Origin of the sequence: Nostoc sp. NMS2 (assembly GCF_017115105.1) — a bacterium.
Classification (GTDB): Bacteria; Cyanobacteriota; Cyanobacteriia; order Cyanobacteriales; family Nostocaceae; genus Nostoc.
The window spans coordinates 126,248-145,175 of the sequence record NZ_JABXKH010000135.1 but is presented as its reverse complement, the minus strand read 5'-3'; the positions used below and the strand labels follow the sequence as shown (position 1 = coordinate 145,175).

The 18,928-nt window shown below is 42.0% G+C and carries 20 protein-coding genes; 11 read left to right on the top strand and 9 right to left on the bottom strand.

The genetic code is table 11. The features are described from left to right. Positions 1 to 202: 202 nt before the first annotated feature. The 7 genes from pheS (at position 203) to HWQ36_RS24225 (ending at position 3,799) form a co-directional block, all read left to right on the top strand. Complete coding sequence (pheS, locus tag HWQ36_RS24255; protein ID WP_292707344.1) at positions 203 to 1,195, top strand: phenylalanine--tRNA ligase subunit alpha; 993 nt, start codon at positions 203 to 205, stop codon at positions 1,193 to 1,195. A gap of 165 nt (positions 1,196 to 1,360) precedes the next feature. After that, positions 1,361 to 1,936, top strand: a complete 576-nt coding sequence (locus tag HWQ36_RS24250) for a Uma2 family endonuclease (protein ID WP_292707342.1) — start codon at positions 1,361 to 1,363, stop codon at positions 1,934 to 1,936. An 85-nt stretch (positions 1,937 to 2,021) separates the two neighbouring features. Next, on the top strand, positions 2,022 to 2,354 hold the full coding sequence (locus HWQ36_RS24245; protein WP_292707339.1) for a DUF6883 domain-containing protein: 333 nt from the start codon (positions 2,022 to 2,024) through the stop codon (positions 2,352 to 2,354). Further along, a complete protein-coding gene (locus HWQ36_RS24240) occupies positions 2,351 to 2,677 on the top strand; it encodes a DUF4926 domain-containing protein (protein WP_292707337.1) in 327 nt (108 codons plus the stop codon). Before HWQ36_RS24245 ends, HWQ36_RS24240 begins: the two co-directional genes overlap by 4 nt. Before the next feature lie 68 nt (positions 2,678 to 2,745). Next, positions 2,746 to 3,120 carry a hypothetical protein gene (locus HWQ36_RS24235; protein WP_292707334.1) on the top strand — a complete coding sequence of 125 codons (375 nt, stop codon included), beginning with the start codon at positions 2,746 to 2,748 and terminating at the stop codon, positions 3,118 to 3,120. A 134-nt stretch (positions 3,121 to 3,254) separates the two neighbouring features. Next, positions 3,255 to 3,548 (top strand): DUF433 domain-containing protein, encoded by a 294-nt coding sequence (locus tag HWQ36_RS24230; RefSeq protein ID WP_251956229.1) that lies wholly within the window; start codon positions 3,255 to 3,257, stop codon positions 3,546 to 3,548. Next, positions 3,545 to 3,799, top strand: a complete 255-nt coding sequence (locus HWQ36_RS24225; RefSeq protein WP_292707328.1) for a DUF5615 family PIN-like protein — start codon at positions 3,545 to 3,547, stop codon at positions 3,797 to 3,799. Before HWQ36_RS24230 ends, HWQ36_RS24225 begins: the two co-directional genes overlap by 4 nt. 148 nt (positions 3,800 to 3,947) lie before the next feature. Here HWQ36_RS24225 and HWQ36_RS24220 read toward each other — a convergent pair whose 3' ends face one another. Both HWQ36_RS24220 and HWQ36_RS24215 read right to left on the bottom strand, forming a co-directional pair. After that, positions 3,948 to 5,834 carry a S9 family peptidase gene (locus HWQ36_RS24220; protein ID WP_292707325.1) on the bottom strand — a complete coding sequence of 629 codons (1,887 nt, stop codon included), beginning with the start codon at positions 5,832 to 5,834 and terminating at the stop codon, positions 3,948 to 3,950. 352 nt (positions 5,835 to 6,186) lie between these two features. Then, positions 6,187 to 7,632, bottom strand: coding sequence for an ATP-dependent DNA helicase RecQ (locus HWQ36_RS24215; RefSeq protein WP_292707322.1), 1,446 nt, complete (start codon positions 7,630 to 7,632; stop codon positions 6,187 to 6,189). Between the two features lie 153 nt (positions 7,633 to 7,785). Here HWQ36_RS24215 and HWQ36_RS24210 point away from each other — a divergent pair, with 153 nt between their 5' ends. From HWQ36_RS24210 to HWQ36_RS24200, 3 genes are all read left to right on the top strand, one after another. Then, a complete protein-coding gene (locus HWQ36_RS24210; protein WP_292707319.1) occupies positions 7,786 to 8,223 on the top strand; it encodes a GNAT family N-acetyltransferase in 438 nt (145 codons plus the stop codon). Positions 8,224 to 8,337: 114 nt separating this feature from the next. Continuing rightward, positions 8,338 to 8,577, top strand: coding sequence for a hypothetical protein (locus HWQ36_RS24205; protein WP_292707316.1), 240 nt, complete (start codon positions 8,338 to 8,340; stop codon positions 8,575 to 8,577). Positions 8,578 to 8,621: 44 nt separating this feature from the next. Next, entirely contained in the window at positions 8,622 to 8,756 is a 135-nt protein-coding gene (locus HWQ36_RS24200; RefSeq protein WP_292707313.1) for a hypothetical protein, read from the top strand. 456 nt (positions 8,757 to 9,212) lie between these two features. Here the strand turns inward: HWQ36_RS24200 and HWQ36_RS24195 are convergent, their stop codons facing one another. From HWQ36_RS24195 to HWQ36_RS24175, 6 genes are all read right to left on the bottom strand, one after another. Continuing rightward, entirely contained in the window at positions 9,213 to 9,608 is a 396-nt protein-coding gene (locus HWQ36_RS24195) for a hypothetical protein (RefSeq protein WP_292707311.1), read from the bottom strand. A gap of 705 nt (positions 9,609 to 10,313) precedes the next feature. After that, on the bottom strand, positions 10,314 to 10,976 hold the full coding sequence (locus tag HWQ36_RS24190; RefSeq protein WP_292707308.1) for a SnoaL-like polyketide cyclase: 663 nt from the start codon (positions 10,974 to 10,976) through the stop codon (positions 10,314 to 10,316). 165 nt (positions 10,977 to 11,141) lie between these two features. Then, positions 11,142 to 11,522 carry a GNAT family N-acetyltransferase gene (locus tag HWQ36_RS24185; protein WP_366829591.1) on the bottom strand — a complete coding sequence of 127 codons (381 nt, stop codon included), beginning with the start codon at positions 11,520 to 11,522 and terminating at the stop codon, positions 11,142 to 11,144. Then, positions 11,422 to 11,649, bottom strand: coding sequence for a hypothetical protein (locus tag HWQ36_RS34430; protein ID WP_366829610.1), 228 nt, complete (start codon positions 11,647 to 11,649; stop codon positions 11,422 to 11,424). The genes HWQ36_RS24185 and HWQ36_RS34430 overlap by 101 nt, the downstream gene beginning before the upstream one ends. 74 nt (positions 11,650 to 11,723) lie before the next feature. After that, positions 11,724 to 13,328, bottom strand: a complete 1,605-nt coding sequence (locus HWQ36_RS24180) for a 2-isopropylmalate synthase (protein ID WP_292707305.1) — start codon at positions 13,326 to 13,328, stop codon at positions 11,724 to 11,726. 95 nt (positions 13,329 to 13,423) lie between these two features. Beyond that, on the bottom strand, positions 13,424 to 13,945 hold the full coding sequence (locus HWQ36_RS24175) for an NYN domain-containing protein (RefSeq protein ID WP_041565194.1): 522 nt from the start codon (positions 13,943 to 13,945) through the stop codon (positions 13,424 to 13,426). A 740-nt stretch (positions 13,946 to 14,685) separates the two neighbouring features. Here HWQ36_RS24175 and HWQ36_RS24170 point away from each other — a divergent pair. Then, positions 14,686 to 17,046 (top strand): CHASE2 domain-containing serine/threonine-protein kinase, encoded by a 2,361-nt coding sequence (locus HWQ36_RS24170; RefSeq protein ID WP_292707301.1) that lies wholly within the window; start codon positions 14,686 to 14,688, stop codon positions 17,044 to 17,046. A 345-nt stretch (positions 17,047 to 17,391) separates the two neighbouring features. Here the strand turns inward: HWQ36_RS24170 and gorA are convergent, their stop codons facing one another. Next, positions 17,392 to 18,738, bottom strand: coding sequence for a glutathione-disulfide reductase (gene gorA, locus HWQ36_RS24165; protein ID WP_292707299.1), 1,347 nt, complete (start codon positions 18,736 to 18,738; stop codon positions 17,392 to 17,394). Positions 18,739 to 18,928: the final 190 nt, after the last annotated feature.

The following is an 18,928-nucleotide window of genomic DNA, read 5'->3' as shown; positions in this document are numbered from 1 at the left end:
TGGTCATTAGTCATTGGTCATTAGTTATTAGTTATTTGTTATTAGCGATTTGTCAATGTCTGAGGTCACAAGTAGCAAAAAAACATTTATACTCACCAGTACATTGTGGCGGAAGTTTGCCCTTTGGCTGTGGGTTGATTTATCGAGCAGTTCACAGCTTTTGACTATAGACTAATGACTAATGACTAATGACTAATAACTAATGACTAGCAATTTAGAAGCTCAACTTTTAGCACTGCGGCAGTCAGGAGAAAAAGCGATCGCAGCCGCCGACACCTTAGAACGTCTGGAGGAACTCAGAGTTAATTATCTGGGTAAAAAAGGGGAACTGGGGGCACTGTTGCGAAGTATGGGGCAAATGAGTGCAGAGGAACGACCAAAAATTGGAGCGATCGCCAATACAGTCAAAGAATCCCTGCAAACTAGTCTAGACCAGCAACGCGCCACCCTCGAAGCCGCTCAAATTCAGGTACAGCTAGAGGCAGAAACTCTGGATGTAACTATGCCGGGAATTTACAGCCCCCAAGGTCGGATTCATCCCCTCAATGGTATTATTGACCGAGCGCTGGATATCTTTGTCGGTATGGGCTACACCGTGGCTCAAGGGCCAGAGATGGAAACAGATTATTATAATTTCGAGGCTCTCAACACCCCACCAGATCACCCCGCCCGTGATATGCAGGATACCTTCTACCTGCCAGATGGCAATCTTTTACGTACTCATACCTCGTCAGTGCAAATTCGTTACATGGAAAGAGAAGAACCACCGATTCGGGTTGTGGCTCCAGGGCGAGTTTATCGGCGAGATAATGTAGACGCGACTCACTCAGCAGTTTTCCATCAAATAGAACTTTTAGCCATTGACGAGGGATTAACTTTTACAGACCTCAAGGGCACAATTAAAGTATTTTTACAAGCAATATTTGGCGATTTACCTATTCGCTTCCGTGCGAGTTATTTCCCCTTTACCGAACCCTCTGCCGAAGTAGATTTGCAGTGGAATGGTCGCTGGTTAGAGGTGATGGGCTGCGGTATGGTCGATCCAAATGTACTTAAGTCGGTGGGTTATGATCCAGAAGTTTATACAGGGTTTGCTGCCGGTTTTGGTGTAGAACGCTTTGCAATGGTATTACATCAAATAGATGATATTCGTCGGTTGTATGCTAGTGATTTGCGATTTTTGCAGCAATTTTAGGTAAGCGATCGCTTTAAATAATCAGGCATTTAGTAAATTGGCAAAAGTCAATTTGATGAAAATATAACCACAGATAAATACCCATGAATTATCTGTGGTTTTAAATAATAGATCAGGATTGATGAATTTGGTAAACTATTAGTACGTAACTTCTGTTGACCTGATATGACTGCAATCATTGGCAAAGGTCTAACGCTTGAGGAATATTTTAAGTATGACGATGGCACGGATAGCCAATATGAACTGGTGGCAGGTGAGTTAGTTGCAATGCCACCTGAAAGCCCAAAAAATGTCCAGATATCTCTCTTTCTGCTGGTAAATTTCCTCAAGTTCGTCCCAGTTAATCGCTTAAGTAACAAAGTTGAAATTGTTGTTGCTGGTTCTCGTGCGACAACTCGCATTCCTGACTTAGTTGTGCTGACGGATGAACTTGCAACCGCCTTAGAAGGTGCAACGCGATCCACAATCACTCTAGATATGCCACCTCCGGCTTTAGTTGTCGAGGTTGTTTCTCCTGGCAAAGCTAACGAAGATCGGGACTATCGCTACAAACGTTCCGAGTATGCCGCAAGGGGAATTGCTGAATATTGGATTGTTGATCCACAAATAAATGTAGTTACCGTACTGATATTAGTTGACGGGTTTTATGAAGAAACCAGATTTACAGGAAACAGTGCGATCGCTTCTACTATTTTCCCAGAGTTACAGCTAACCGCAGAGCAAGTACTCAACGCGGGATAAAGCAATATCTCAAATATTCAGAAGACCAGCGTCCCAAAGTAAAATGTAGTCAATAATTCCTACCCAAAATTCATGCCATGAAACAATGGCCTTTTTACCGCAGGATGCAATAATCGCAGAAGAAAAGCTAACCAAGTATCTGCTTGTGCCGTTGCTAAAAGACGATAAATCTAAATTTCTGGCTATGGCTGGGTACACACTAGACAACTGGCAACAATTGGAACAGGATCTACGCGCTCAAGTTTTAACGCAACCTGCCGAAGAGATCAAAACAACTCGTTATGGTCACAAGTATGCCATTCGTGCGTGTCTGCGAGGGATTAATGGCGTTGAACTAAATATCTTAACCATTTGGATGGTTGCAAACGATACAACCAAATTTGTCACCTTAGTGCCAGATCAAGGAGCCAACTCATGAAGGTACAGTACCCTTTATTCTCCCAAGTTGCCTTAGCACAGGATTTACCAGAATACAACCTCAAGCGAGGAAATGTTGGAACAATTGTGGAACATTACCCCATGCCTGAAGGGGAACAGGACGGGTATAGTCTGGAAGGGTTTGATTTGCCCCATGTGACGGTCGAAGTAGCAGCATCTCAAATTATCCCCATTGCCCAGTGGCAGCAAGAAGAAATGATTTTAGCAAAGTTACGCCAGCTATCTGGAGCCAGGCTGTTGCAATTACAAGACTATCTCGATTTTCTGTTGCAAAAAGAAGAGTCTGAGCATCAGAGTGCTTAAAGCTATGAGTGTCACTGTGGTCAAAAATATAAGGTTACTGGTGAGACTAAATGAAGTATGATGCAAGTATGATAACGTTGAGAAATATCCCTCAGTTAGAGCAGCTAGCAGATGGAAAGTGCTGCCGAACATACGTTTATCGCTTCACAAATCCGTTAACTGAACAAAATGTTATTGACCAAATTGCAAATAGTTTAGAAAAGAGATTCACCTTTTCAAAAGAAATATATGAGATTCCTGAAGATGTTGAAATTTATGCATCTATTTTCATGGAGCGTTTACAAGATCATGAAGCCAGAGTTCGTGTTTTGACAAAGCAACCGGAAGAAGATTGTGTTTACATCTTTGGGATATACACTCTGCCACGCAAAATTGAGGAAAGGTTTGGAATTGTAGAGTCGATTCAGGGCGAACAACGAGAAACTTGGATTAAGGTTAAATAATGATGCATGAGAAAGGTTTTACTGGCGGCGTATCCCTCAATCAAACCATTTTCTAGTCTGGCAAACCAGCCTCCTGCTGACCAGAACTATTGGTAAACTAAAGGCAACGCCAGTTATGCTGAGTGATTTATTCTATGTTTGCTGAAACCTCATCGCGCTACGTTACCCGTAACCCGGAAATTTTGAGTGGAGAGCCAATTATTATAGGTACTCGGACATCTGTTCGTGCCATTGTCGGTTTGTGGCGGTTGGGGATTATGCCAGAAGAAATCCTAAATCATTTGCCACATTTGACGCTGGCACAAGTGTTTGATGCCTTGAGTTTTTATCTCGATCATCAAGCCGAAATTAATGAATACATTGAGCGAAACCGAGTACCCGATGAATTAATACATCCGTCTGTAAAAGCTATATTGGGGACATTGTGACGGTTTTTGCTGCACTTTACAGTGATGAGGATATGTCAGCATTGGTTGCTAGACTGTTGCGATCGCGCGGTCTGGATATCACAACTGTTCCTGAACAAGCAACACTCGGTAAAACTGACCGTGAACAACTTGAATTTGCAACTTCTGTGGGCAGATGTCTCTTGACACATAACCGTGTTGATTTTGAGCGGTTGCATCTCCAGTATATAGAGGAGAATAAAGAACATTTTGGGATTATCGTTGTGCCTTAGAAAAACGTTTATGAAGTCGCACAACGAATTGGGATTCTGGTAAGCACACTAACGGCTGATGAAATTAAGAATCAGTTGTTGTATGGATAAATCCTTCCAAATTAAAAATATTCAGGTGGTCAATGACACTAACCACCATTTTGAGACTTTATTTAACTATTCCTGAATGACCGGGGATATCTGCCAAAGGTTCAAATCTGCCACCTAAGTATTTGGCGAGAAACTCTTCTGCGATCGCAAAAAAGTGCAACCGATTTTCTGGTCTGGCAAAACCATGTCCTTCATCTGTGTAAAGTGCATATTGCACAGGTAAACCAGCCTGTTGCATGGCGTTGACAATTTGATCGCTTTCTGATTGTTTCACTCGCGGATCGTTTGCACCTTGACCGATGAGTAAAGGTTTTTGAATTCGGTCAGCGAAAAATAAAGGCGATCGCGATTTGAGAAACTCCTCTTCTGTCTCCAAGTTGCCAATGCGATGATAAATCATTGCTTTGATCGGTTCCCAATAGGGCGGTATAGTTTCTATCAAGGTAATCAGGTTACTCGGCCCGACAATATCCACGCCAGCAGCAAAGATTTCGGGTGTAAAAGTCAACCCCGCTAGGGTGGCGTAACCTCCATAAGAACCGCCCATAATCGCAATCTTTTGCGGATCAGAAATACCTTTTTCTACCAGCCAGTTCACGCTGTCAATCAAGTCATCGTGCATTGTGCCACCCCATTCCCGATTTCCAGCATTCAAAAATGCTTTACCATAACCAGTGGAACCGCGAAAGTTCACTTGCAGCGCGGCATAACCCCGGTTAGCTAGCCATTGCGTTGTGGGAGAGAAACCCCAAGTATCTCGCGCCCAAGGGCCGCCATGAACCAGTAATACTGTTGGGAGATTTTGGGTAAGTATTCCTACAGGGGTTGTCAGATAACTGTGGAGAGTTAAACCATCCCGCGCTTCGTAGGAAATCGGTTGCATTGAAGCTAACTGCAACGTTTCGAGTTTGGGTTGGTTGCTAAAGAGGAAGGTGCTAGTTTTGGATTCTCGGTTGTAAGCATAGTAATAAACTGGCCCATTGTCAGTTCTATAAGCTAAAGCCCAGGTTTTATCTTCCAAGTCGCGGCTAATTACAGAGAATTCTCCAGGACGCACCTTAGCGATTTCCTCAAAATCAGTGGCGATACTGCGATCGATTACCTGCCATTCCTGTTTATCTTTGTAGAAAGAAACTGCTTGGATAACTCGCGTCAGTGGCTGAATGATTATCCCCACGACATCATACTGTTCATCTTCAGCAATGACGGTTTCTTGACGAGTATCTAGGTCAACAGCTAGCAGACGTTTGGCGTTAGCATCATGATTCCCTTGAATGTAAAGGGTTTTGCCATCATCTGAGAAGCTAACAGAATTCCCTTCCTCCTCTGGCCCCCAGTGGCGGAGAATTTCCCACTGTTTATCTGGTTTCTGCAACAACAAATCGTAACCACCATCGGGTGTACTAGCTGTGGCTGCGCGTACTTGGAACTCAGCGTCAGATGTCCAACTGATAATGTTACCAGGGTTATCAGTGTCGAACTCCACAGCACCATTTTTTAGGTTGATGCGGTAAACGTCAAATTTTTGGGGATTGTTTAAGTTCAACGCTACCAGTACTTCATCTGGAAATTTTGGTTCCAGTTCCACTAGTTCGGCTTTCACACCCTGGAATGGCGTTAAGTCACGCACAATTTTGGAGTGAATATTAACCAAGTGGAGGTGAAAGTTCTCGTCGCCATCCGAGTCTTGCATATAAATCAACTGGTCGGCGTTATAAGTCCAGAAGAAAATGCGGATACCACGCTTTTTATCGGCAGTTAGTATCTGGTCGTCTTCTTGTCCTATAGTTCGCAACCATACCTGCAAGACATTTTTCTCATCAGGGGCGATATATGCCAAGTACTTGCCATCAGGCGAGAGTTGTGGACTGGTTTTTTCGGGATTCCCAAACAGGATTTCGCGCGGAATCAACGGTGGTAGGGAGGGCGCTTGAGCAGATGACATATTTTTATCCTCTACTTGACTACCCTATTGTCACTTGGTGGTGAAGATGACAATTCATCCTATTGGGTGAACCTAGCTGGAGAATATGTAGGGGAGCAGGGGAGTAATATTCGTGAATGAGTCTTTTATACTCGGCGACGAGCCTTTGATATTCGTGAATGAGTCTTTTTTACTCGGCGACGAGTCTTTGATACTCATTCTGACTTTTCACGTTATGTGGAAAAGCTAACGATTAACCTAACCCCCTAACCCCCTTCCCGAAGCGGGAAGGGGGAAAATTCAAAGTCTCTCTCCTTAAAGGAAGAGAGAAATAGAAGAGAGGTTTTCCAGATGACCTGAATTGTCAGGATACTCATTGACGGCAATTGTCGCAATGTCCACAACGCAAGTTAGCTGCTTCTTTATCAAAACCAAAGGCATTTAACAAAAACTGCCAACGACACTGCTTAGTTGTTAGGTATTGCTGCATTTGTTTAGCAGCGTGTAATTGCATAAGTGGCTGATTTCCGGCTTTTTGCCCAATGGTGTAATGGAAAGGATCAAGCCAGTTTAGCTGACCGTTGCTGTGGAGTAAAGCCAGCGCCGTAGCACCTTCGGGAAATTGTCGCGTTACTACATTCACTTCTCCCTGTTTTGGTAATTTTTTCACAAGTTGCTGCGCTATTTGTTGTTGCGATCGCATTTGTTGTTGAAAAAACTCCTGTCTTTGCTTATCCCCTGAATCTAACCATCCTGTAGGTTCACTCACCAATGTCAAAGCCTCTGCCGGTTTCCCATCCCTTCCAGCGCGGCCAATTTCTTGCACATATTCAGATAACAAATGTGGCGCATGAAAGTGGGCAACCCAGCGAACATCTGATTTATTAATCCCCATACCAAACGCACAGGTGCAAACCACAAATGGTATTTTACCACTTAACCAGCTTGCTTCTACTTCACGGCGTTCGGTTGCACCTAATCCCGCATGATAACTAGCTGTAGCAAAACCCATCTCTGCTAACCATTGGGCTAAATCTTCGCTATCTCTCCGAGTGCGAACATAAACTAATCCCGATTGTTGCGGTCTATTTTGAATAAACTTTAATAATTGTTGTTTCCTACCTTTTGGTGTCCAAGCGATGCGAACGCTGGGATGCAAGTTAGGACGGTAGGGATTCAAGCGGAAAATCTCTGGTTGCTGTAATTGTAAAACAGTTTGAATAATTTTTTGGGCTGAGGGGTCAGCAGTAGCGGTAAAAGCGGCGATACTAATTTTTGTTCCTGGTGGTTTTGATTTTAGCAATGCCGGACGCACTGCCCCTAATCTGCGATAAGCTGGGCGAAAAGTATCACCCCACTGCACTAAACAATGGGCTTCATCCAAAATTAAGCCATTAATTTGCAATTGCGGGTGACATAATCTTTCCCACACTGGCACACTTAACAAAGTTTCTGGTGACAAGTACAGTAATCTTAGCTGTTGACGTTCCAAAGCTTGCAGAGTTGCACGGCGTTGAGATGAAGATAATTCACTATGCAAAAGTGCTGCTTTTTGGTGACTTTGTAGTAGTTCCTGTACTTGGTTTTCCATCAACGCCACCAAGGGCGAAACTACTAAGGTTAATCCTGTTTGTAGCAATGCGGGAAGTTGAAAACAAATCGACTTACCGCCACCTGTAGGCATAATAATCAGCGCATCTTTTTGTGCTAATAAACTACTGATAATTTCTCCCTGTGGTGGACGGAAATCTTCATAACCCCAGATTTTTTTAAAAGCAGCGCGGACTTCTTGCCAAGATTTTGTTGTAGACTGATTCATAATCAATGCTAAATGCACCCATATTCTTGAATACTGAATATAGCTTCTGTTATCTAGTTAATGGTTCAGTAATTTCATCATTTGACACTACAAACCACTGACCACAAGAATGAATTATAATTTTTCAACCTATTAAATAAAAGATGTAGCGAGATGAATGAAGAATTAAAACATCGATTTTACATCAACACCGATAAATCTAAACTAGATATTCAAATGATTCATGATTTTTTACAAACTTCCTATTGGGCTGAAAATATCCCGTTAGCAACTGTGGAAAAGTCAATAAACAATTCTTTATGTTTTGGACTTTATGAAGATAATCAACAAGTTGGCTTTGCGAGAGTCATCACTGATTATGCAACTTCTGCGTTGTTAAAAGATGTTTTTATTTTGGAGCCTTATCGAGGACAGGGTTTAGGAAAATGGTTTGTAGAATATATTTTGGAATATCCAGAATTGCAAGATGTTCAAAGGTGGTTGTTAGGCACAAAAGATGCTCATGGACTGTATCGCCGTTATGGGTTTAAAAATTTGACAGAACCAGAGAAAATCATGATGCGTTTAAATCCCAATGCTAATCAAGCTTGAGCAAAGCGAGGGTAAATAAGTGCGTAGGCGTAGCCCGTCGTAGACATCGCTAACCCGCATTGACAGTTAGATTACAATCTAGGTATAGTTTCTCTGACTGGAGTTGTTCATCGGGTGATTCAATCCGATTCAATGACAAAGCATACCAGACAAGTATTACTTAGTGCGCTCAAGGTGGTTGTCTTATGCCTGACACTGTTCCTACTATGCACAAGCAATAGTTGGGCGCAAATCACTACTGACAGCAAAATTGCTCCCCTGATTCAGAAGCTAATAGATAACGATGTCCACATCAGTAGCATTGCAGCAGATGCATTTGGCGATCGCATTTTTTCAAAAAGGCAGACGATTTAGTCAAAACAGGCAGACAAGATGCCATTAAAGGCTTGTTATTGGCGGTGCGAGATTGCTACTTATCTGAGGTTCAAGGTAGCAAAGAAACGGACTTTGTACCGCAGAAGTTGGGTAAACTCGCTGGGTTTACACCTTCTGTTAATACAGCAGCTACTACTGTGCAAACAGTAATACCATGATTAAGGTGAAATATTCATTTTTGCCATGAGTGCTGCGGCAACAGGGTTTTGTTGGGTTAAATAATCTCGCCAGCTAATTCTATTTAATTGAATTGCTGCAAATTCAAACTTGAGTACATCTAAATTTGAAAATGTAATGCTATGTGTTTTTGGTTTTAGTCGTAGCGGGCGGCAAGCTACGCACAGCTTGTGATAAATGCGGGTAGAGCGTATTTCAGGTAAATTAAGTACACGGGTAGGGACACAAAATGTTCATTGGTGTCAACTTAAGCCTGGGCGAATGGAATTCGCGGCTACACAAACAAAGTCCGCCTACGCGGACTAAGTGTAGACGCGGTTTCTAACCGCCCTTTTAACGTTAAGTTGACTACGATTATCTGTAACTCACGCCTGTTGCAATCTGCTGTATATTTATCTGTGGTTAACTATTTTTTCTGTAGCTTACCCATGCGAGAACTAGGCAGATTTCTGATTTTCATCTGATGTCTGCCGTACATTACTTTTCAAGCGAGTCAACCTGCTTTTGCGTATACGTTCGCTGTCACGAACGCCACCTGCTATTTCATATTCGCTGCTGTCTGTGCCATACTTGAAACCAACTCCCTTCAGCATCTTATCTGAAAGTTTACTTAACTTTTTTTCCATTTGATCGATTTTAGTTTTAGTAGAATCAACCACAGCTAAAGCGTTGTTATAAGTATCAAGCATAGTGCGAAACTCCTCAATTGATTGAGTCAGATTTTCCAAATCGCAACTATTACCAAAATCCATGTTTGAATCAATTGCTTTGAATCCAGACGTTCTCAATTCAGCTTTTTCTAGAATCCGCGATGTCCGCTTTGTACGAGGCATAAATGTACTCCTTGAAGATATTTCTAGAACTAGCTTGCCTCAATTAAGCTGTATTCTGTATCAGAAAAACTCGCAAATCATTATATTTTTTCTAATAATATTTGTAGGCAATTCCAGTGGTTTTGCTGAAGTCAAGAATTAGATGCTGATTTTTATAGAAATAATATATTTGAACTTTATACAAGCTTCAGTTTATTCACGATCGCTTTAATGTTAGTGAATAATATCGTAATGTTGGTGACTAATATTGTAATGTTTGATGACTAATGTCGTAATATTACTCACTAATATCGTAATATTGGTGACTAATATTGTAATATTGGTGACTAATATCGTAATGTTTGATGACTAATGTCGTAATATTACTCACTAATATCGTAATGTTGGTGACTAATGTCGTAATGTTTTGGCAGTTGCTTAAGTCAGGTTGACAGTAATAGTCATCTGCCTTGGTAATTAATTCCTAATATTGTTTACGATAACACTGGATGAGTGGGCGATCGCTGCGATCGTGAGTTAGGCGAATCAGATTGCTGCAACGCGCCCTCAACAATTCAAAGTGCGTTATACCGTTTCACTTTAATTATAATACAAATACGTTGGTAGGGGCACAACATATTGTGCCCCTACGCAAAATCTATATGTATCAGGGTTTTAGTGAAATGGTATTAGCCTACGGTGTAACGCACACTATATATACTGATTTTAGGAATGGAAAGGACAACCACCTGCTGTTAATTTCTGAAGAAAGACATTATTATCAAAATAATGCTCTAAAGACTCAATCTTTAAATCATCAGTGACGCGAGCAATACTAACTCCGACGATTTCTATTGTTTCACCTGTGGGTATATAGTCCTTATAGGAACCATTAAATGTTCCCCAATGTCGCCACTTAAAGGTAACATTAGGCGGCCCCGAAAGGACTTCTGTTAATTCCCAAAGGAAGCCATTAGGAAAGGCTGTATGAAAAACTTGAAATGAAGATTCAAAGGTTTCTGTTTCAGAGTTATATTGCTCAGTTTTACCTAAAAACAGGTTATAAGTACCTTCGGTTGCAACATCCTCAGCAGTGAATTGTTGTCCGCCATTGGTACTCATCTTAAACTTATCAGTAACAATCGAAAGCCACTGTTGAGGATTAGATTTATTAGAAGCTTCCATCTCAAAAGTGCGGACTAAGTTTTGAGCGATCGCATCTATTGAACCTTCTGGATGCTGAAATTTACTCTCATGATGAAGAAATTCATTGGTGTATGAATAATCCGGGCGTTTTCCTTCTCGCCACTGTACTTCTTCATCATGAGCAATGACTATATCTCTATCTTGTACCCAGAGTGGCAATTCTGTTGTCTTTTCGCTACTCATACAAGCTGACTGATTATAAACATCGTTTCTCAGAATAAAGTTTTATGCATATAAATAAATAGAAAAATCTAAAAAAGTAAACAATATTCATAATTAACTCAATAAACTTGACTTTTGGCACAAATCCGAATATAGACAAACAGAGATGCTTCTTGAGCTAGAAACTTAAATAAAATCTAATTGCATTGCATTACCTTCAGAGAAACCGAGGCTGGAATAAACTGGTTTATCCGATGGCGAAGCGTTAAGAACTACTCGCGTACAACCGATCGCTTTTAAATATTCAATTGCTCTATTAGCTAGTCCTTTGGCAATACCTTGTCTGCGGTAAGATTGTTCAACGTAAACGCCCCAAATATATCCAAATTTGCGGTATTCATCTTTTAAAACATTCGGGTATAAACCTGCAAACATTTGACAACTTGCAGAACCCACAACTGTATTATCAACCTCTGCAAAAAAAGCCTTGTAAAACAAATCTCGACGCGCCTCTTCTATAAACTTGAGGGTAATATTCTGCCACTCTGTGGAGAATATTCTTCTCATCAACACCAATATCTAGCCACATTTGGTAAGAGTATTTTGCAATCAGTAAATCTTCTTTACTGGTGGCTTCTCTGATATTTATATGTTTTTCTGTCAGCATAATTTCCAACGATTTTTTGGAACTCACAAATCACTCCTCCCCAAAGTTGGAGAGGAGTTTGTTAGCATCAGCTAAAAACTGGCAGTTTGACAGATCCGATCTCAGACTTTCTGTGCAGATACTTTCTCTGGCTTTTGTTGAGTTTGCAAAGATGCATACAACCTATTCAGCGCATTTACATAAGCTTGCGCTGATGCCACGATGATATCTGTATTCGCTGCATGACCAGAAAAGACTTTAGATTCATAACGTAAACGAATCGTCACTTCTCCAATGGCATCAATACCAGCTGTGACTGACTGCACAGAAAACTCAATCAACTCGTTGGGTACATTCACCACCCGATTGATGGCTTTGTAAACTGCATCCACTGGCCCAGTACCGATCGCAGCATCGGTTAATTCTTCACCGTCTGGAGTCCGCAGGGTGACTGTAGCAGTGGGTTTGGCGTTGCTACCACAGGAAACTTGCACCAACTCTACCCGGAACAAATCGGGTGCTTGTTGGATTTCATCGTTAACGATCGCTTCCAAGTCCCAATCAGAAATATCTTTCTTTTTATCTGCTACTTCTTTGAATCTGACGAATGCTTTATTTAACTCACTATCCAACAGTTCAAAACCCAATTCTTTTAATCGGGTGCGGAAAGCATTTCTCCCTGAATGTTTGCCCAAAACTATTTGATTGTCTGTTAAGCCAATCAATTGGGCATCCATAATTTCGTAGGTGAGTTTGTTTTTTAACACACCATCTTGATGAATTCCAGACTCATGGGCAAAGGCATTCGCCCCAACAATCGCTTTATTTGGTTGTACCAACATTCCCGTCAAATTAGAAACTAAGCGTGAGGTTTTGTAAATTTGCCGGGTGTCGATATTTGTCAGGGATTCTTGAGATTCTTCTGGTCTTCCCAAGAAGGGGTTAAAATATTGCCGCCGCACGTGCAACGCCATTACTAATTCTTCTAATGAGGCATTTCCGGCGCGTTCGCCAATGCCATTAATCGTACATTCTAGTTGCCGTGCGCCATTTTTGACGGCTTCTAAGAAGTTAGCAACTGCCAAGCCTAAATCATTATGACCGTGAACAGAAATAATCGCTTGGTCGATGTTGGGGACATTTTCGATAATGCCTTTAATTATTGCCCCAAATTCGCTTGGGGTGGTGTAACCCACGGTATCGGGAATGTTAACTGTTGTTGCACCAGCTGCGATCGCTCGCTCTAATACTTGGTACAGAAATTCTGGATCGGAACGAGCCGCATCCATCGGCGAAAATTCCACATCTGTCATGAAGGACTTGGCATAAGCTACCATTTCTTCGGCGATCGCTAGCACTTCTGCCCGTGACTTCCGTAACTGATACTCTAAATGAATATCAGAAGTCGAAATAAATGTGTGAATTCTGCCCTTAACGGCTGGTTTTAATGCTTCTGCGGCCGCTTCAATATCTGCTTTAATCGCTCTTGCCAAACTGCAAATTACCGGGCCATTTTCTGTCCCCACAACTTCGGCAATCTTGCTGACTGCTTCAAAATCTCCGGGACTGGCAAAGGCAAAGCCGGCCTCAATTATATCCACACCCAGACGCGCTAGTTGCTTGGCAATAACTAGCTTTTCGTCTATATTCAGAGTCGCCCCCGGACACTGCTCTCCATCTCGCAATGTCGTATCAAAAATGATAATTCGATCTGTTTTGTTTGTCATTTGCGGTTTGTTGTTTAATTTTTACTTGTGGCTCAATATATCTTCAACCTTAGTTTTTCTTTTACTCTTACCTTTGTAAATAATTGCTAAGGCTACTAACCTTCGGTTTTTTCTATTTGATCTCTGATATCATTTAAATCTATATATCTATCAGTAGCGTTCCGTAGTTCTCTAGCGATCATTCCTTCTGTTGATACTACCGTAATATGTGTATTTTTTGAGCGCAATAGTTCAATTGCTCGTTCAAAATCTCCATCACCACTGAATAATACTACTCGGTCATACTGGTCTACTGTATTAAACATATCTACAACAATTTCAATATCTAAATTCGCTTTTTGCGAGTACCGACCGGATGTATCATCATAGTATTCTTTAAGAATTTTAGTTCGGACTGTATATCCTAGACTAATTAGAGCATCTCTAAACCCTCGTTGATCTTGTGGGTCTTTTAAGCCAGTGTACCAGAATGCATTAATTAATGTTGTTTCTGATTGCTCATGTTTAAAGTATTCTAAGACTCGCCGTGGGTCAAAAAACCACCCATTTTTTTGTTGAGCATAGAACATATTGTTTCCGTCTACAAAAATAGACAGACGATTCATTGGAGAACCCATACAAATTTACACCTAATAATATAAATGAATTTAGATGGAACAATAGATTATAGCAATTTTCAAATAGCAAGTTTGCTAATATCTATAAAGTAGCTCTTCATCTATAGCTTTTATCCTACCTCTTTCAAGGCATAAAAACGGATGCAACATTGGAGTTGAGATGCTGGGTGCTAAACCTTATTCACCTCCAGCACTGCAATAGCTACCATCTGATCAAAATCTACCAATAAAATTGAACCAGTAACAGCATTTATCGCTGTATAACATTAAAGTTTACTCCTAAAGAGGTATGGCATAAGCTTAGGGTAAGATATAATTTGATGCCTATCTATAGTTAAAGCTTTCAGTATCAGGACACGCTTTGTGGAGAGTACCAATATTGCGCCAAAGACAGAAGACGGACTTGGGACAGCTTCTGGTAAAACACCCAGTTAGGAACGTACCTGTTGGTTAGGTTAGGATAAAATCTCGCCGTAACCAATTGCAGAGGCGAAGTAGATCCGGCTCTGATCTGTGAGACAATCACTAGTTGTAACTCACTTAACAAAAAAACAATAACTTAGGCAGTACCTGAGTAGGAATCTCTTGGGGGCTAGCTCTGCCAATAAAAGTTTGTTGATGAATAGAAGATACTTTACAAATGTATAAGATTGTCATTTAAGTATTATTTCAATGTGCTTGCACTAAAACGTGGTCTGAATAAATAAAAGTGTTGGACTTAAATCAATCAGTAACATGATATGGCAGAAGAACCTACATCTACCTTAACTAAAAACTATGTCTCTGCTGCCAATAGACACTCAAGTAAACCGACAAAAGTAACGTCAACATCATCGGCTCGCCAGTCTAGATGGATGATTCGCTTAGGTCATCTCCTCGCTGGAGCTTGCGTAATGGGTGCAGCACTGCTGAGTGCTTCTGGTGGGGAATCGGTTCAGTTGATCGAAAATAAGACGCTTTCTGGCTTTTTTCAACTGCGTGGGCCGATTGTGCCTCCAGAAGACATCGTAATTTTAGCAATAGACGATCAGTCAATATCAGTTCCCGAACAGTACTATAAAACAAATCCGAAACAGTATGCCTACCTAGAAACACTGAAATCTTATCCTTATAGACGTGCTGCTTATGCCCAGATAATTACAAAGTTAATTAAAGCAGGTGTCCGCTCTGTAGCAATAGATGTAGTTTTTGACACGCCAAGTAGTTATGGAGCTACTGACGATCGCCAATTCCAAGCAGTATTGCAAAAATATGGCAGTAAAGTTACCTTAGCAGCCGTCTACGAAAATTCCCAAACGCACCAAGGGACTTTTACACAACTGACAGACCCACAACAGATGTTTCGTACAGGGTCAGTTTCCATTGGCTCAGTTAATTTTCCCGTAGAGGTGGATGGTAAAGTTCATCGATTGGCAAGTGAGTTTTCTAAATCGTTGGCTGAAGGTAATTTAATCGAGAAGCTACCCTCTTTTGATGAAGCAGCACTCAGAACAGCACAAGTAAATTATCCGCGACCAAAAGGCGATCGCATTTATTTTTGGGGTTCTGCGGGTACATTTGAGCAAATACCCTTTTGGCACGTACTCGACCCGGAAAATTGGAACACCTATTTGCAGCAGGGAAAGGTCTTCAAAGACAAGATAGTGCTGATTGGTGCGACAGATAAGTTAAATAATGATTATTATCCAGTCGCAGCTAGCAACAGCGCTAAACCGATGTCAGGCGTGGAAATTCACGCCAATGCGATCGCAACTTTGATGTCAGGAAAAGCCATCGCTCCAGGAATTAACACACCACCATTGCAGGGTTTGTTTGTGCTAACTCTAGTTGGCAGTGCAGCCTTGATGATTAGCAGACGCAAGCGTAGTATCAATAGATTTCTATGTAGCCTCGCTCTATCTGCCACTTGGTTAGGAATTAGCTATGGGTTATTTGTCTATGGTCAATTAATTTTCCCTACGATTGTACCAATGATTGCGATCGCCATGACCGGACTTTCCTACTTAGGAACCTCAGTTATGAGGGAAAGCATCAGAAAACGTCAATTAGTAAACATTTTTCAGAAGTATCAAACTTCTCCAGTTGTCCAAGAGATTATCAGTCAACAATATGACTTGCAATATCTAATCCAGCAACGAGATTTAGCCTTATCAGGAAAAGTCTTGGCTCGACGCTACAAAATTGTCAAAGTTCTCGGTTCCGGTGGATTCAGCGAAACCTATATTGCCGAAGATACCCAACGTCCTGGGAGTCCGCTATGTGTTGTCAAGCAACTAAAACCAGCCAGCACTAAACCAGAAGCCTTACAACTTGCTAGACGTTTATTTCACTCAGAGGCGCAAACCTTAGAAAAATTAGGAACACACGATCAGATTCCTCAACTTTTGGCATATTTTGAAGAAGATGAAGAATTTTATCTCGTGCAAGAACAGATAATTGGTCATACTTTAAATCAGGAATTGCCACCAGGTAGAGCAATTGATGAAATTGCCGCGATCAAAATTGTCAGAGACTTATTGCAAACATTAACATTTGTTCATAAAAACAATGTGATTCACCGGGATATTAAGCCCAGTAATATTATCCGGCGACACTCAGACGGAAAACTGGTATTGATTGATTTTGGAGCCGTCAAAGAAGTCAGCACAAAGCAGCTTGAGACTGAAGAGCAAACCCCCTTTACTATTGGCATTGGGACTCAGGGTTACGCACCAAGCGAACAATGTTTTGGCCGTCCCCAATACAGTAGTGATATCTATGCAGTGGGTATGGTTGGGATTAGAGCCTTGACTGGTGTAGCACCCCGTGAGCTAGATAGAGATGCTGATGGAGAGATCAAATGGAGCGATGCCTACGGCGGTAAACTACGCTCTCAGGTAAGCCGATTCCTTGCTAAGATTCTCAGTAAAATGGTGCTGGATGACTTCAAACACCGATACCAGTCTGCATCAGAGGCTCTTGAGGATCTAAAAGCTTTTGACGATGTGGTAAATTTCCAAAGCACATACCCCATGCTAGGGGATGACTCATTAATGAATACTTTAGACCAATTAAACGCTCCCACAAAATCTTGCTCAGAAGCATCCTCAGAAACTCCTTGAGAAGGACACGGGGAGGTGGGGAGAATTATTTGCAGGGAGCAGGGAGCAGGGAGCAGGGGGCAGGGGGCAAGGGGCAGGGGGCAAGGGGGCAAGGGAGCAGGGGGAAAAATGCCCGGACTCTAGAACTGTCACGACCAGAGGGAGCAAGGGTTTAAGACCTCCAGTGTTGCGTCAGCTTCCCGCTTTCTTACGATAGTTCAGTGGCTTCAATTCAGAAGGAGTCGAATCCCACAAGTGAATTGCTCCTCCTGCCCCCTGCCCCCTGCCCCCTTGCCCCCTGCCCCCTTGCCCCCTGCCCCCTGCCCCCTGCTCCCTGCTCCCTGCTCCCTTCCCTCATTCCCGCACCTAATTTAACGACAAAAATTCTTCTCCTACCGTGGGATGAATGCCTATTGTTTCATCCAAGTCTTCCTTGGTAATGCCCTTGCGAATTGCCACGCCCAGACTTTGAATGATATCTGCTGCGTGTTCACCCACCAGATGAGCGCCCAAAACTTGCCCAGAATCACCATTTAACACTAGCTTCATAGTGCTTGGCTCATGCTGTTCGGTTAGCTGATACAAAAGTGGTTGGAACTGGGTGCAGTAGCATTGTACAGATTCACCAAATTTTTCCCGTGCCTTCGCCTCCGTCATCCCCACACTAGCCGCTTCTGGACGGCAAAAAACAGCAGTGGGCACATAATCATAATTCAGTTTTTGCGCCTTGTTGCCAAAAACTGTATTGGCAAAAGCAATACCTTCTGCCTTCGCCACTGGAGACAATTGCACGCGGCTGGTGCAGTCACCCACAGCAAAAATATTTTCTTGGCTGGTGCAGCTGTATTCATCTACTTTGATTGCACCATGTTCGCCAAGTTCAACATGGGCATTTTCTAAACCAAGATTCTTGGTATTTGGAGCGTAACCTGTGGCAACCAAGATCGTATCTGCTGTAATTATTTCTCGCTTCTTACCAGTAATAGTCAACAACAAACTCTCGTCTGAGTATTTGATTTCTTGAACAGTACTACTAGTCAATAACTTAATTCCGCGTTTGCTCAAACCTTGTTGTACCGCAGAGCGAATGTCATCATCAAACCCCGATAAAATCATCTCGTCTTTTTCAATCACCGTCACCTCGCAACCGAAAGCGTGCATCATGCTGGAAAATTCTACGCCAATGTAGCCACCGCCAATAATCGCTAAACGTTTTGGTAGATAAGGTAGCTGAAACATCTCGCGGGATGTAATGGCATATTCTATACCTGGGATTTTGGGCTTGAGGGGTTGCCCTCCCACAGAAATTAAAATTTTGTCGGCTGTAACTTTAAGTCCATTGATATCGATAGTATGAGCATCAATGAAAGTGGCCCGATCGCAAATTAGTTCAATTCCAGCTTTGTGTAATTGCTGAAAGTAAGACTGGTTAAGGGTGTCAAGATGCTGATGTACTGACTTAATAAATAATGTCCAGTCAAAATATGTTTGACACTCACTCCACCCATAACTGGGCGCTATTTGGTTTTGCAGGGCGAAGTCAGCAGCGTAGACAATCAGTTTTTTGGGAATGCAACCGCGATTTACACAGGTTCCACCGATGGATTCTTGTTCGGCAATAGCCACACGGACACCGTAACTAGCTGCTTTTTTAGCTGCTGCCAATCCACCAGGCCCAGCACCAATGACAAACAGGTTGTAATCAAATGCCATAAAAATCTGTTCCTTTTTACTTTTTGGAAAGCAGAGCTATTTCATTCCTTATAGTTATTCAGACAAAACTTAATCTACTGTCTTTGGGTGGACAAGTTTGGATGAAACTATTCTGATAGGTAGCAAATTGCTGCTTTGCTTACAATTAGATTGAAAAGGAATAGCGTAGGCGCAGCCCGCCGTAGGCATC